The organism is Amycolatopsis sp. DSM 110486, from assembly GCF_019468465.1.
Classification (GTDB): domain Bacteria; phylum Actinomycetota; class Actinomycetes; order Mycobacteriales; family Pseudonocardiaceae; genus Amycolatopsis.
In genome coordinates, this window is sequence record NZ_CP080519.1 from 6,049,148 (window position 1) to 6,061,279 (window position 12,132).

A 12,132-nucleotide genomic window follows, 5' to 3' on the forward strand; every position below is an offset into this window, starting at 1 on the left:
ATGCCGACCACTGTGAACATGCGCGAAACCTTCCTCGCCACCACCGAGGAGATCGTGGACGCCGACCCGGATGTCGCAGTCGTGCTCGCCGACATCTCCGCCGCCCAGCTCGCCGGTGTGGCGCGGCGGCACCCGGACCGGGTGGTGAACGTCGGCATCCGCGAGCAGCTGCTCGTGAGCACGGGCGCCGGGTTCGCGCTGGCCGGCCTGCGCCCGATCATCCACACGTTCTCGTCGTTCCTCGTGGAGCGCGCGTTCGAGCAGATCAAGCTCGACCTGGTCCACCAGGACGCCGGCGCCGTGCTCGTGTCCTACGGCTCGTCCTACGACATGCCGGCCGAAGGACGCACGCACCAGTCGCCGGGCGACGTCGCGCTGATCGACTCCCTGCCGTGCTGGTACGTCCACGTGCCCGGCCACCCCGACGAGGCCCGCCGCCTGCTGCTCGACTCCGTGCCCGGCGACAGCCGCGTGTACCTGCGGCTCTCGGCCGACCAGAACGCCGAACCGCACCTCGGCGTCGGGTTCCAGCGGGTGCGCAGCGGCAGCAACGGCGTCGTGCTCGCTGTGGGTCCGACGCTCGACCGGGTGCTCGCCGCGAGCGAAGGCCTCGACGTGACGGTGCTGTACGCGTCGACGATCCGCCCGTTCGACGCCGCAGGGCTGCGTGCCGCCGTGGGGGACATCGCCGACATCGTGCTCGTGGAGCCGTACCTCAAGGGCACTTCTGCCTACCACGTGAGCGAAGCGCTGCGAGACGTTCCGCACCGCCTGCTGTCGCTCGGCACGCTGCGCGACACGGAGGTCCGCACCTACGGGAAGCGGGCCGACCACGACCTCGCGCACGGCCTCGACGCGGGCTCGATCGCGTTGTCCCTCAAGGACTTCCTGCGACCGTGAGTCTCGGGTCGCCGGGGCTGGGGGTCCCGGCGACCCGTCCACTCCGGACGGTCAGCGGAACGCCGCGATGCCCGTCACCGACTGGCCCAGCGACAGCGCGTGCATCTCCTCGGTGCCCTCGTACGTCAGCACCGTCTCGAGGTTCGCCATGTGCCGCATCACCGGGTACTCCAGCGAAATCCCGTTGGCGCCCAGCATGGAGCGGGCGGTGCGGGCGACGTCGAGCGCCGAGCGGACGTTGGCCAGCTTGCCGAAGCTCACGTGGTTGTGGTGCAGCTCGCCGGCGTCCTTGAGCCGGCCGATGTGCAGCGCGACGAGCCCTGAGCGGTTGACCTCGACCAGCAGATCGGCCAGCTTGCGCTGCGTGAGCTGGAAGCTCGCCAGCGGCTTGCCGAACTGCTCGCGCGTGAGCGTGTAGTCCAGCGCCGTTTCGTAGCAGGCGCGGGCGGCGCCGACGACGCCGAACAGGATGCCGTAGCGCGCTTCGTTGAGGCAGGACAGCGGGCCGCGCAGGCCACGCACCTCCGGGAACGCCGCGGATTCCGGCAGCCGCACGCCGTCGAGCACGAGCTCGGCCGTGAGCGACGCGCGCAGCGAAAGCTTGTGCTTCACCTCGTTGGCGGTGAAGCCCGGGGTCGACGTCGGGACCACGAAGCCGCGGATGCCCTCGTCGGTCTGCGCCCAGACCACGGCCACGTCGGCGACGGTGCCGTTGGTGATCCACATCTTCGTGCCGTTGAGCACCCAGTCGGAGCCGTCGCGCACCGCGCGGGTGCGCATGCTGCCCGGGTCGCTGCCGGCGTCGGGTTCGGTGAGGCCGAAGCAGCCCAGCGCCTCGCCGGCGGCCATCTTCGGTAGCCACTCCTGCCGATGTTCCTCGCTGCCCCAACGGTGGATCGCGAACATCGCGAGCGAGCCCTGCACGGAGACGAAGCTGCGCAGGCCGGAGTCGACGGCCTCCAGCTCGCGGCACGCGATGCCGTAGGCCACCGCGCTCGTGCCGGCGCAGCCGTAGCCCTCCAGGTGCATGCCCAGCAGGCCGAGCTGCCCGAAGCCCTTGGCCAGGTCACGGGCGGGCAGCGAGCCCGACTCGTACCACTCGGCCACGTGGTCGAGGAGCTGGTCGCGGGCGTAGTCGCGGACCGCGTCCCGGATGGCCCGATCCTCCTCGGCCAGTCCTGCGTCGAGATCGAGGAAGTCGTGTGGATCCGGGTTCTTGCTCATCGGCTGCTCCTACTGGCTCGCGTCGACGCGGTGCGAGCAGGAAATCACAGATGACCCCGGTTCCAGTGCGTGGGATTCATCACGTTCTCTTTGCGAGCGTCACGAGAACGACATGCCTCGACGTGTGCGCGGGAGGGTTGCGGAGGGATCACCAGCGTCGTGAACTGCGGAAACGGCACGCTGTTGATGTCGTCCCGCCACGCTTCGAACATCTGGCAGAGGAGGTCCGACTCGGACATGTCTTCCTCTTCCCTCGTCCGGGGGCGCCGGCGGCGCCTCAGCCGAACGGGTGAATACCCAGCGGGGCCTCCGGTGAAACGGGGTCGCGTGCAAAAATTCGCGGGCCGCCGCCAAGGTCACGTTCGCGAAGGAGCGAACCATGCGTCTGTCGACGTCGGCGGCGAAAGCCCTCGTAATGTCCACCGCGGCTGTTCTGAGCTGCGCTTCCCTTGCCACGGCGAGCCCCGCCGCTTCCCTCGGCGGCTGGCGCCAGACCGGGAAGGTCTCCGTCGCCAACTCCGTCAGCGGCGAAGGCATCACCACGCTGCGGCTGCCGGGCCAGGCGCCGCAGACGGTCTACCGCAACGGCACCACGATCCCGCAGCCGCTGAAGGACGAGGGCTGGGGTCACGTCGGCGACCCGGACTCCCTGCGCGGCTACACCTTCGACGTCTACCAGGACACCGTCACCAACCCGGCGGTGTCGAAGATGTACCTGGTCACCTCGCCGTCCGGGCAGACCACGGAGTTCGTGCACCCGCTCGCGGCCGACGAACCCGCGCCCAACGCCAACGCCCAGGTCGCCGTGAGCCCCGACGGCCAGTGGCTCGTCTCGGGCGCGCTCGGCGACGCGACGGAGCTGTTCGTCTCGCCCACGCCGTTCCTCAACCACCGCGCCCCGCGCGTGGCCGGCGACCTGCCGCTCGCGGCGCGGATCCGCCTCGACCACCCGATCCGGGCGGCCCAGGGCTGCGACTTCGTCTCGGCGACGCGCCTGCTGTGCGCGACGTCGGACTCCAACAACGACCTGTACCCGACGAGCTACCAGCTCCTGCAGGTCGACCTGCCCCACGCGCTCACCGGCCACGACGTCCGGGCGCACGTGAAGGAGCTCGGCCAGCTGCCGCTGTCGAGCACCTGCGCCGGCGCGTTCACCCCGGAAGGCGTGGACTACGACGCGCCGACGGGCACCCTGCGCGTGGAGGTCGTGCCGCCCGCGCCCTGCAACACCGTGACGGACGTCTACTCCTTCCGCCGCGGCTGACGTGCGCTCCCGCCCCGGGACTAGGCTTGCCGTGTGTCTCGTGTGGTGATTCTCGACTACGGTTCCGGCAACCTCCGCTCAGCCGAACGCGCCGTCGCGCGCGCGGGCGCCGAGGTGGAGGTCACCGCCGACCCGCATGCCGCGCTCGAGGCCGACGGGCTGGTCGTGCCCGGGGTGGGAGCCTTCTCCGCCTGCATGGCGGGGCTGCTCGACGTGCACGGGAACCGCATCATCGGCAAGCGCCTGGCCGGCGGCCGTCCCGTCCTCGGCATCTGCGTGGGCATGCAGATCCTCTTCAGCCGCGGCGTCGAGCACGGCGAGGAGACCGAGGGCACGGGGGAGTGGCCCGGCACTGTCGAGCGCCTGCACGCCGACGTGCTGCCGCACATGGGCTGGAACACCGTGCGCGCGCCCGAGGACTCGCAGCTGTTCGCCGGTATCGACCCGGAGGAGCGCTTCTACTTCGTGCACTCCTACGCGGCGCGCGAGTGGGAGCTGGAGTCCGGCCTTGCCGGGCGGCAGCCGAAGGTGACCTGGGCCAACCACGGCGAGGACTTCGTGGCGGCGGTGGAGAACGGCCCGCTGTGGGCCACGCAGTTCCACCCCGAGAAGTCGGGCGACGCGGGCGCGAAGCTGCTGCGCAACTGGCTGGCCACTCTCTAGTCCGGCCTGGTTCGGTGCGGTAGGTCGGCCCGGTGGTCCGGCACCGTGACCGGCGCCTTTACGCTGTCGCGGTGACTTTCACGCTCTTTCCCGCAGTTGATGTGGCCGATGGCCAGGCCGTCCGACTCGTCCAGGGCGAGGCCGGGACCGAGACGTCCTACGGCAGCCCCCTCGACGCCGCGCTCGCCTGGCAGCGCGACGGCGCCGAGTGGATCCACCTCGTGGACCTCGACGCGGCCTTCGGCAAGGGCTCGAACCGCGAGCTGCTGGCGGAGGTGATCGGCCGCCTCGACGTCCAGGTGGAGCTCTCCGGCGGCATCCGCGACGACGCCTCGCTGGAAGCCGCCCTGTCCACCGGCGCGCGGCGCGTGAACCTGGGCACCGCCGCCCTGGAGGACCCCTCCTGGACCGCCAAGGTCGTCACCACGTACGGCGACCGCGTCGCCATCGGGCTGGACGTCCGGATCACCGAGGCCGGCCACCGCGTCGCGTCCCGCGGCTGGACCTCCGACGGCGGCGACCTGTGGGAAGTCCTGGAACGCCTCGACCGCGACGGCGCCGCCCGCTACGTCGTCACCGACGTCAGCAAGGACGGCACCCTCAAGGGCCCGAACCTCGACCTCCTCCGCGAAGTCGCAGCCCGCACCGACGCCCCCGTGATCGCCTCGGGCGGGGTGTCCAGTGTGGACGACCTCAGGGCACTGGCCGGCCTGGCCTGCGACGGCATCGAAGGCGCCATCGTCGGCAAGGCCCTCTACGCCGGCGCCTTCACCCTGCCGGAGGCACTGGCCGCCGTCCGCTAGTCATTACCCCGCGGGTAATCGACGTGGTTACGTCTTCTCGGCAGGATCGGTTCTCGACAGGGACCGATCCGACCGAGGAGACAAAGATGACCGCCTACGCCATCGCCCACCTTCGCCAGCCTGGTGTGATCCACCCCCAGGTGGGTGAGTACCTGCGGCGCATCCAGTCCACTTTGGACCCGTTCGGGGGTCGGTTCCTGGTGCACGGAGCACAAGCGCAGGTCGTCGAGGGGGTGTGGCCGGGGCCGATCGTCGTGGTCGCCTTCCCGGACCTGGGCCGGGCCCGGGGCTGGTACGACTCGCCCGACTACCGCGAGATCCTGCCGCTGCGCACCGACCACCTGGTGGGTGATGTGGTGCTGGTTGAGGGCGTGGAGCCGGGGCACGACCCGGCGAAGCGGGCCGCGGGGCTGATCGACGCCGGATGAGCGGTGCCCGGTGAGCGGTAGCGGCGAGCCCTTGCCAGGGCACTCAGCCTTCGTCGAGCTTCACGGCGATCCCGATCGTGCGCTGCGGGCCGCCGCGGAGCTTGCTGAAGAACATCGACACCGGCCCGACCAACGGGTAGTGCCGCCGAATCGCCTTTCGCACCCGCTCGGTGCCGGCGTCGTCGAGCAGCCGGGCGGTGCCGGCGACCGTCGGGCCGTGGGTGCGGCCGCGGACGTCGCCGGCCTGGACCTCCACCCGCCCACTGTTGCGAAGCCGCTTGACCTTCCCCGCCTTCCGCTCGGAATAGACCAGCAGCTCGTCGCCGTCGAGGCCGAACCACACAGCAGTGGGGACAGCCCGCCCATCGCGGCGGAACGTGGTGAGCACGACGTACTTCTCACCGGCGAACCGGTCCAGCTCCGTAGGCATGTGTCCACAGTAGCCGGATTCAGGACCCGATCCAGCCGTAGTCAGGCGACGGATCGACCACCACAGCGCCGGCGACCGCGACCAGCTCAGCGCGCGGCACCTTGCCGGAGACGGTGAGCCAGCGGCCGGAGGCCAGGCGCACCGTGACCAGGTCCGCCGCGGCGGCGCCGGGGACACCGCGGACCGTGACCGGGACCGACCCGCCGAGACCAGGCGACGCCGCCCCCACCGTGACCCGCACCGGCGCAGCCTCCAACGTCGTCGTCGCTTCCCCGGCACTGATCCCGCTCACCGTCGTCGCCGTCTCCCGAAGCCCGGCCGGCAGTGGCCCGAACCGCGCCTCTCCCCGAATCGGGATCGGCCGGCTCTCCGAAACATCCTCCGCAATTCGCTGTGCGACCGCCTTCGCCGACGGCACCGCATCGACCTCGGCCCGCAGCACATGAGTCTCATCCGGCGACCAAGTCAGCACCGCCGACGTCGCCGATCCGGTCAGCATCGCGACCCGCCCGTGCACCAGCACCTGGTCACGCACCGCGGCGATGCGCAGCGCGGTCGCGGACCATTCGGGATCCTTCGTCGAGAACGCCGTCAGCTCGATCCGGCTCGGCCCGGCGAACCACCGACGCACTTGCGGTGCCGTTTCCGGCCCGGCCGACCGGTACTGCTCCGTGAACCCGTCGGGCAGCCACCCTGGCGCATACCCCAGCACCGGCTCACCTGCGGCAGGCGGCACCCGCGAGGGCCACGTGGCCACCACCGACACCCCGACCGTCACCGCGGCCACCGCGGCGGCCACCGCGACCAGCGCCAACCTCGGCCGCCTGCGCCTCGACTGGCGGGCGCGGACCAGCGCGTTGCGGACCTCATGACCGTCGGGAGCGCGTTCGGCGAGCCGTTCGAGGCTGTCGCGCAGCAGCGTCTCGGTGTCGCGGGCGGGCTGGCTCATTCTCCGGCTCCGGTGGTCAGGGCGGTGGGCAAGGGGTACGCCGTGGCGCGCAGGGTCGCGAGCGCGCGCGAGATCTGGCTTCGCACGGTGGAGGTGGCGCATCTGAGGAGGTCGCCGATCTCCTCGTCGGAGTAGTTCTCGTAGTAGCGCAGCACCAGCGCCGCGCGCTGCTTGCGCGGCAGCGTCGCGAGGCGGGCCAGCATCTCGTCACGCTCGTCGTAGGCCACCGACGGGTCGGCCGTCGGCGGGCTGATCGCGTCGAGCACCTCGTGGCTCGACGGCACCACGCGCCGGACCGCGCGCCGCCGCCAGGACAGGTACTCGTTGGTGACCATCCGGCGCACGTAGGTGGGCGGCGAGTCGATCTTCGCCCAGCGCTCCTGGGCCCGCAGCAGCACGTCCTGCACGATGTCCTGCGCCAGGTGCGGATCGTCGGTGAGGACGGTCGCGTAGCGCAGGAGTCCGTCGAGGCGCTCCGCCACGAACTCGTCGAAGCTGGTGGTCACGCTTTCTCAGACGCGCGAGGGGCCAGTTCTGATGCATTCCGAGCGAATTTCAGTGATGACTAGCCTATGCTGACACGCATGGACGACGAGGTGCTCGAGTGGGTCGAGCGGGTCGCGGACTTCCTCACGCAGGAGTACGGCCTGCCGCCGATCGCCGGGCGCGTGCTCGGCTGGCTGATGGCGTGCGACCCGCCGGAGCAGTCGGCGGCGCGGCTGGCCGAGGCGGTGGGCGCGAGCCGCGCGTCGCTCACGACCAACCTGCGGTTGCTGCTCGACGCCGGGCTGGTCGGCAAACGGCTCGGCCGCGGCGAGCGCACCGCCTACTACCGCGTGGACGATGACGCGTGGCAACGCGTGATCCGCCGCCGCATCGCCACGCTGGGCTCGTTCCGCGACATCACGAACGCCGGCATCGAGCTGCTCGAACGCGACGGCGCCCGGGCGGCGCGCGTCCGCAGTGCCGACGCGGCGTTCGCGTGGCTGGCCGAAGCGTTCGCGGAAGCCGGCGAGCCGAAGTGAAGGCTGTGGTGGTGGGCGGTGGGATCGGCGGGCTGACGGCCGCGATCGCGTTGCGCCGCACCGGACACGAGGTCACAGTGCTGGAGCGCGCGCCCGAGCTGCGGGAGATCGGGGTCGGGCTTTCCCTGGCGCCCAACGCGATGCGGGCGCTCGACGCGCTGGGGATCGGGGAGCGGGTGCGGAAGCACTCGGCTCCGTCGGAGGTTACGGGCACACTGCGGACGTCGTCGGGCCGGTTCCTGCGCCGGTTCCGGGAGGGGCGGGACGAGCCGCTCGCCGCGTTCCACCGCGCGGAGCTGCACTCGGCTTTGCTGGCGGAGCTGCCGGAAACCTTGGTGCGCACAGGGATTGAAGTAACTGATCCATCCGAAGTGGACGCGGACGTGATTGTGGCGGCCGACGGTGTCCACAGTGGATTCCGCTGCCGGGCATTCCCTGGCGCACCCGAACCGGGGTTTCGCTACACGGCCTGGCGTGGCGTCACCGAACCGGGTGCGGCGCCGCCGGTGCGCGGCAGCTTCACCATGGGCCGCGGCGCGTACTTCATGATCCACCCGCTGCCCGGCGACCGCGCCTGCTGGGCCCTCGGCGCCGCCGAGTCCACGCCCGGCGTGCGCTACCCGAGCGAGCACGCCGAGGTGACCCGCCGCGTGGCGGACTGGCCGGCCGAGGCCCGCGAGCTCGTGGCGGCGACGCGGCCGGACGCCGTGCTGCACAACGACATCCTCGACCTCGACCCGCTGCCCGCGTTCACGAGCGGACGCGTCGCGCTGCTCGGTGACGCGGCTCACGCCGTGCCGCCGGACCTCGGCCAGGGCGCGTGCCAGGCGATCGAGGACGCCGTGGTCCTCGCCGCATCGCTGCGGGCCCACCCCGTGCCCGAGGCGCTCGCCGCATACGACGCCGCGCGCCGCCCGCGTGCGGCGTACGTCACGAAGCAGGCGCGCAGCAAGGCGGCGGCCGACACGGCGTCGGCGTGGTGGCTGCACGCGCTGCTGGCGGTGACCGTGCCGCTGATGCCCGCGTCGGTGATCCGGCGCCAGGCCGCGCCCTTGTGGGACTGGACTCCGCCCGTCCTCTGAGCACCTGTGCGCCGACCGGGCGGGCGGACCGTCGCAGGTGGACGGCTACGCTGGTGGCATGGCTGTGGCGGTGAGGGTGATCCCGTGTCTGGACGTCGACGCGGGTCGCGTGGTGAAGGGCGTCAACTTCGCCGATCTGCGCGACGCCGGCGACCCGGTGGAGCTGGCCCGGCTGTATGACCACGAAGGCGCCGACGAGCTGACTTTCCTCGACGTCACCGCGTCGTCGGGCAACCGCGAGACCACCTTCGACGTGGTCCGCCGCACGGCCGAGCAGGTCTTCATCCCGCTGACGGTCGGCGGCGGCGTGCGCTCCAACGACGACGTCAACCGCCTGCTGCGCACGGGCGCAGACAAGGTGAGCATCAACACGGCCGCGATCGCGCGCCCGGAGCTGCTGCGCGAGGCGTCGCGCCGGTTCGGGGCCCAGTGCATCGTGCTGTCGGTCGACGCGCGGCGCGTGCCGGAGGGCGGCGAGCCGACGGCGTCGGGCTTCGAGGTGACCACCCACGGCGGGCGCCGCGGCACGGGCATCGACGCGGTCGAGTGGGCGGCGCGCGGCGAGGAGCTGGGCGTCGGCGAGATCCTGCTCAACTCGATGGACGCCGACGGCACCAAGTCCGGCTTCGATCTTTCCTTGATCGAGATGGTCCGCCGCGCCGTGCGCGTGCCGGTGATCGCCAGCGGCGGCGCGGGCGCCGTCGACCACTTCCTGCCCGCCGTGGAGGCCGGTGCGGACGCGGTGCTCGCGGCGAGCGTGTTCCACTTCGGACAGCTGAAGATCGGCGACGTCAAGGGCGCCCTGCGCGAAGGCGGGGTCATCGTCCGATGAGCCTCGACGCAGACCTGTCCCAGCGGCTCAAGCGCAACTCCGACGGCCTGATCGCGGCCGTCGTCGTGGAGCACTCGACGTCCGACGTGCTGATGATGGCCTGGATGAACGACGAGGCCCTGGAGTCCACCCTCACCACCCGGCGCGCGACCTACTGGTCCCGCAGCCGCCAGGAGCTGTGGGTGAAGGGCGAGACCTCGGGCCACGTCCAGCACGTCCGCGAAGTGCGGATCGACTGCGACGGTGACACAGTGCTCCTGCGCGTGGACCAGACCGGCCCGGCCTGCCACACGGGCACCCACACCTGTTTCGACTCCGCGGAGCGCCTGCTCCTCGCCGACGAGAGTGAGAACACCCCGTGACGGTTGTCGCGAACGTGCTGGTGGGGCTGGTCGCCCTCATCCACGTATACATCGTGGTGCTCGAAATGTTCCTCTGGACGACCCCGCGCGCCCGCGCGGCGTTCGGCACCACCGAGGCGTTCGCGCAGGAGAGCAAGGCGCTCGCCGCGAACCAGGGGCTCTACAACGGTTTCCTCGCGGCGGCCCTGATCTGGGGCCTCATCGCGACCGACCCGACGGGCTTCCAGTTCAAGCTCTACGGCCTGGCCTGCGTGATCGTCGCCGGCCTGTACGGCGCCGCGACGGCCTCGAAGCGGATCCTGCTGGTGCAGGTGCTGCCGGGCGTCCTCGCGCTGGTGTTCGTGCTGCTGGCGCGCTGACCGCCGACCTGGCCCGCGAGACGCGGCGGCTGCGTGCCGTCGCCTGGCGGGCGTGGGCGCTCGCCGCGGTGTGGTGCTTGGTTTCCGCGGGCGGGCTCATCGCGGTGCTGGGCGTCCTCCACTCGGCGGACACCCTGCTGGCGACCGGCACGCGCGTGCCGGGGACGGTCGTTTCCGTCGCCACTCCGCCGAAGGGCACGCGCTGGATCGACGTGTCCTACCGTGCCGACGGCCGCACGCTGACCGAACGCGTCGACCGCAGCTCCACGGCCGCCTACACCCCGGGCGAGCGCGTGACGGTGGTCTTCGACCCGGCCGACCCGGCGCGCGTCCGCACGACCGCCGAGGACGGCCTGAGCGAGAACGGCCTTGGCTTCGCCTGGATCGGCGTCGGCCTGGTCCTGCTGTGCTCCCTGGTCGCCGCGGCGGGCGCCGTCGGCTGGTCCCGCCGCTCCCGCGCCGTGCGCCGCACGGGCTGGCAGGAGGGCACGGCCACCGTCGTCCTCGCGCCCTTCACCGGCCGTGGCGTGAACCCGCCGTACTTGCACGTGCGCCCGCTTTCCGGCGAGGCCGTGCGCCTGCGCGCCGTGCCGTCCACCCACGGCGCCCGCTTCCTGCGCACCTACACCGACCGCCCCGCCTGGCTGGGCGGCACCGGGTCCGCGTCGGTGATCCTCTTCCGCCACGGCTGCGGCGAAGCGCCGTACGCCGTGCCGGCCGTGGTCGCGCGCGGGTGAGCCGAAACGCCGGACGGTCCCGTTCGGTTGCCTTCGTCGGCGGTGGTTTCGATCGCAGCTTTTCCCCTGGTGGAGCGCGATTTCCCGGTCGTACCCTCTCCTGATGGACCTGGGGAGGACCGGCCGGAGCGAACGCCCCGGCGGTGACGACGACCAGTCTCTTCCGGTGGACCGGGCCAACGCCGTGGTCCGCCTCGGCCGGGCCGGGGCGACGCCGATGAGCGGGCCGGCGCGGCCTCGCAAACAGCCGCGAGCACCGGCGGGCCAAGCGGCTTGCGGAGCAGCAGCGGAAGTGGGACGGCGCGGTCCACCGCCGGTTCCGGCGTTCCGTGCGGACCGCCGTGGCGTGGCTGGTCGTGCTGCTCACCGGGGGCACCGGTGTCCTGCTGACGGGCTTCGCCGGCGAAGCGCTCCTGACCCGCGGCGCCCGCGCGGACGGCGAGGTGACGGCCGTGAGCGAAGAGGTCGTGATCGTCGACTACGTGGTCACCGGGGTGAGCCTGCGCGCGGTGATCGACCACATCTCCGACCACCGGTACGTCGCGGGGGAGACCGTGCCGGTGTTCTACGACCCCGCCGACCCGCACACCGCGCGCCTGCGCGACGACGTGAACCTGAGCCTCGGGATGATGGCGCCGTCCCTCCTCCTCGTCCTCACGAGCCTGGCCGCGATCCCGATCGAGGTCGCCTACGTGGTGGGCTGGGCCCGCCGCCGAGGCTCGCCCTGGTACCCCGCCACGGCGATCGTCCTGCCCCTGAGACTGCGCCCCGACGCCCCGGAGGTGTTCCACACACTGGAGTTCGTCCTCCCCGGCGGCGTCACCATCGAGGCGAAGACCACCTCCGTCCTGCCCCGCCGGTACGCGTTCCTCCGCCACCGTGGCCGGCGAGAGGTGTGGGTCTCCGGTTCCGGCCGCACGCTCGCCGTGGTCCTGCCCGTCGGCCCCCGCGACGGCGAGCCGTCCGCGATCCCGTTTCGCCTGGCGTCCACCTCGAAGTGGACGCTCGCCTGAACCACGCGCCGCTGTCGTACGCTTTGGCCGTGGCCCTGGGGAAGACCAACGAAAACGCCGG

General features: G+C 72.0%; 17 protein-coding genes. 12 read left to right on the forward strand and 5 right to left on the reverse strand.

Annotated features, from left to right (window positions below; all coding sequences use genetic code 11):
* A complete protein-coding gene (locus K1T34_RS29395) occupies nt 1–900 on the forward strand; it encodes a transketolase family protein (RefSeq protein ID WP_220238009.1) in 900 nt (299 codons plus the stop codon).
* A gap of 51 nt (nt 901–951) precedes the next feature.
* Here K1T34_RS29395 and K1T34_RS29400 read toward each other — a convergent pair whose 3' ends face one another.
* Nucleotides 952–2,124, reverse strand: a complete 1,173-nt coding sequence (locus K1T34_RS29400) for an acyl-CoA dehydrogenase family protein (protein ID WP_220238010.1) — start codon at nt 2,122–2,124, stop codon at nt 952–954.
* 44 nt (nt 2,125–2,168) lie between these two features.
* The gene (locus K1T34_RS29405) at nt 2,169–2,363 is read right to left on the reverse strand and encodes a hypothetical protein (RefSeq protein WP_220238011.1); all 195 of its coding nucleotides are present in this window, start codon (nt 2,361–2,363) and stop codon (nt 2,169–2,171) included.
* Nucleotides 2,364–2,503: 140 nt separating this feature from the next.
* Here K1T34_RS29405 and K1T34_RS29410 point away from each other — a divergent pair, with 140 nt between their 5' ends.
* The 4 genes from K1T34_RS29410 to K1T34_RS29425 all read left to right on the forward strand — a co-directional run bounded on the left by K1T34_RS29410 (nt 2,504) and on the right by K1T34_RS29425 (nt 5,282).
* Entirely contained in the window at nt 2,504–3,388 is an 885-nt protein-coding gene (locus K1T34_RS29410) for a hypothetical protein (protein WP_220238012.1), read from the forward strand.
* 42 nt (nt 3,389–3,430) lie between these two features.
* Nucleotides 3,431–4,051, forward strand: a complete 621-nt coding sequence (gene hisH / locus K1T34_RS29415) for an imidazole glycerol phosphate synthase subunit HisH (protein ID WP_220247479.1) — start codon at nt 3,431–3,433, stop codon at nt 4,049–4,051.
* 71 nt (nt 4,052–4,122) lie between these two features.
* Entirely contained in the window at nt 4,123–4,854 is a 732-nt protein-coding gene (gene priA, locus K1T34_RS29420) for a bifunctional 1-(5-phosphoribosyl)-5-((5-phosphoribosylamino)methylideneamino)imidazole-4-carboxamide isomerase/phosphoribosylanthranilate isomerase PriA (protein WP_220238013.1), read from the forward strand.
* Between the two features lie 86 nt (nt 4,855–4,940).
* Nucleotides 4,941–5,282, forward strand: a complete 342-nt coding sequence (locus K1T34_RS29425; RefSeq protein WP_220238014.1) for a DUF1330 domain-containing protein — start codon at nt 4,941–4,943, stop codon at nt 5,280–5,282.
* A 43-nt stretch (nt 5,283–5,325) separates the two neighbouring features.
* Here the strand turns inward: K1T34_RS29425 and K1T34_RS29430 are convergent, their stop codons facing one another.
* The 3 genes from K1T34_RS29430 to K1T34_RS29440 are packed head-to-tail and all read right to left on the reverse strand — an operon-like array spanning nt 5,326 to nt 7,167.
* The gene (locus K1T34_RS29430) at nt 5,326–5,712 is read right to left on the reverse strand and encodes a PPOX class F420-dependent oxidoreductase (RefSeq protein WP_220238015.1); all 387 of its coding nucleotides are present in this window, start codon (nt 5,710–5,712) and stop codon (nt 5,326–5,328) included.
* Nucleotides 5,713–5,731: 19 nt separating this feature from the next.
* Complete coding sequence (locus tag K1T34_RS29435) at nt 5,732–6,661, reverse strand: hypothetical protein (protein WP_220238016.1); 930 nt, start codon at nt 6,659–6,661, stop codon at nt 5,732–5,734.
* Nucleotides 6,658–7,167, reverse strand: a complete 510-nt coding sequence (locus K1T34_RS29440; protein ID WP_220238017.1) for a SigE family RNA polymerase sigma factor — start codon at nt 7,165–7,167, stop codon at nt 6,658–6,660. Before K1T34_RS29440 ends, K1T34_RS29435 begins: the two co-directional genes overlap by 4 nt.
* A 78-nt stretch (nt 7,168–7,245) precedes the next feature.
* Between K1T34_RS29440 and K1T34_RS29445 the strand changes: the two genes are divergently transcribed.
* The 7 genes from K1T34_RS29445 (at nt 7,246) to K1T34_RS29475 (ending at nt 12,071) form a co-directional block, all read left to right on the forward strand.
* On the forward strand, nt 7,246–7,686 hold the full coding sequence (locus tag K1T34_RS29445) for a GbsR/MarR family transcriptional regulator (protein ID WP_255637671.1): 441 nt from the start codon (nt 7,246–7,248) through the stop codon (nt 7,684–7,686).
* Complete coding sequence (locus K1T34_RS29450; protein WP_220238019.1) at nt 7,683–8,768, forward strand: FAD-dependent monooxygenase; 1,086 nt, start codon at nt 7,683–7,685, stop codon at nt 8,766–8,768. The genes K1T34_RS29445 and K1T34_RS29450 overlap by 4 nt, the downstream gene beginning before the upstream one ends.
* Before the next feature lie 58 nt (nt 8,769–8,826).
* Nucleotides 8,827–9,600, forward strand: a complete 774-nt coding sequence (gene hisF, locus K1T34_RS29455; protein ID WP_220238020.1) for an imidazole glycerol phosphate synthase subunit HisF — start codon at nt 8,827–8,829, stop codon at nt 9,598–9,600.
* Nucleotides 9,597–9,962, forward strand: coding sequence for a phosphoribosyl-AMP cyclohydrolase (gene hisI / locus K1T34_RS29460; RefSeq protein ID WP_220238021.1), 366 nt, complete (start codon nt 9,597–9,599; stop codon nt 9,960–9,962). The genes hisF and hisI overlap by 4 nt, the downstream gene beginning before the upstream one ends.
* Nucleotides 9,959–10,321, forward strand: coding sequence for a DUF1304 domain-containing protein (locus K1T34_RS29465; protein ID WP_220238022.1), 363 nt, complete (start codon nt 9,959–9,961; stop codon nt 10,319–10,321). Before hisI ends, K1T34_RS29465 begins: the two co-directional genes overlap by 4 nt.
* Nucleotides 10,322–10,389: 68 nt before the next feature.
* On the forward strand, nt 10,390–11,058 hold the full coding sequence (locus tag K1T34_RS29470) for a DUF3592 domain-containing protein (protein WP_370643397.1): 669 nt from the start codon (nt 10,390–10,392) through the stop codon (nt 11,056–11,058).
* 329 nt (nt 11,059–11,387) lie between these two features.
* Nucleotides 11,388–12,071 (forward strand): DUF3592 domain-containing protein, encoded by a 684-nt coding sequence (locus K1T34_RS29475; RefSeq protein WP_220238024.1) that lies wholly within the window; start codon nt 11,388–11,390, stop codon nt 12,069–12,071.
* Nucleotides 12,072–12,132 lie beyond the last annotated feature (61 nt).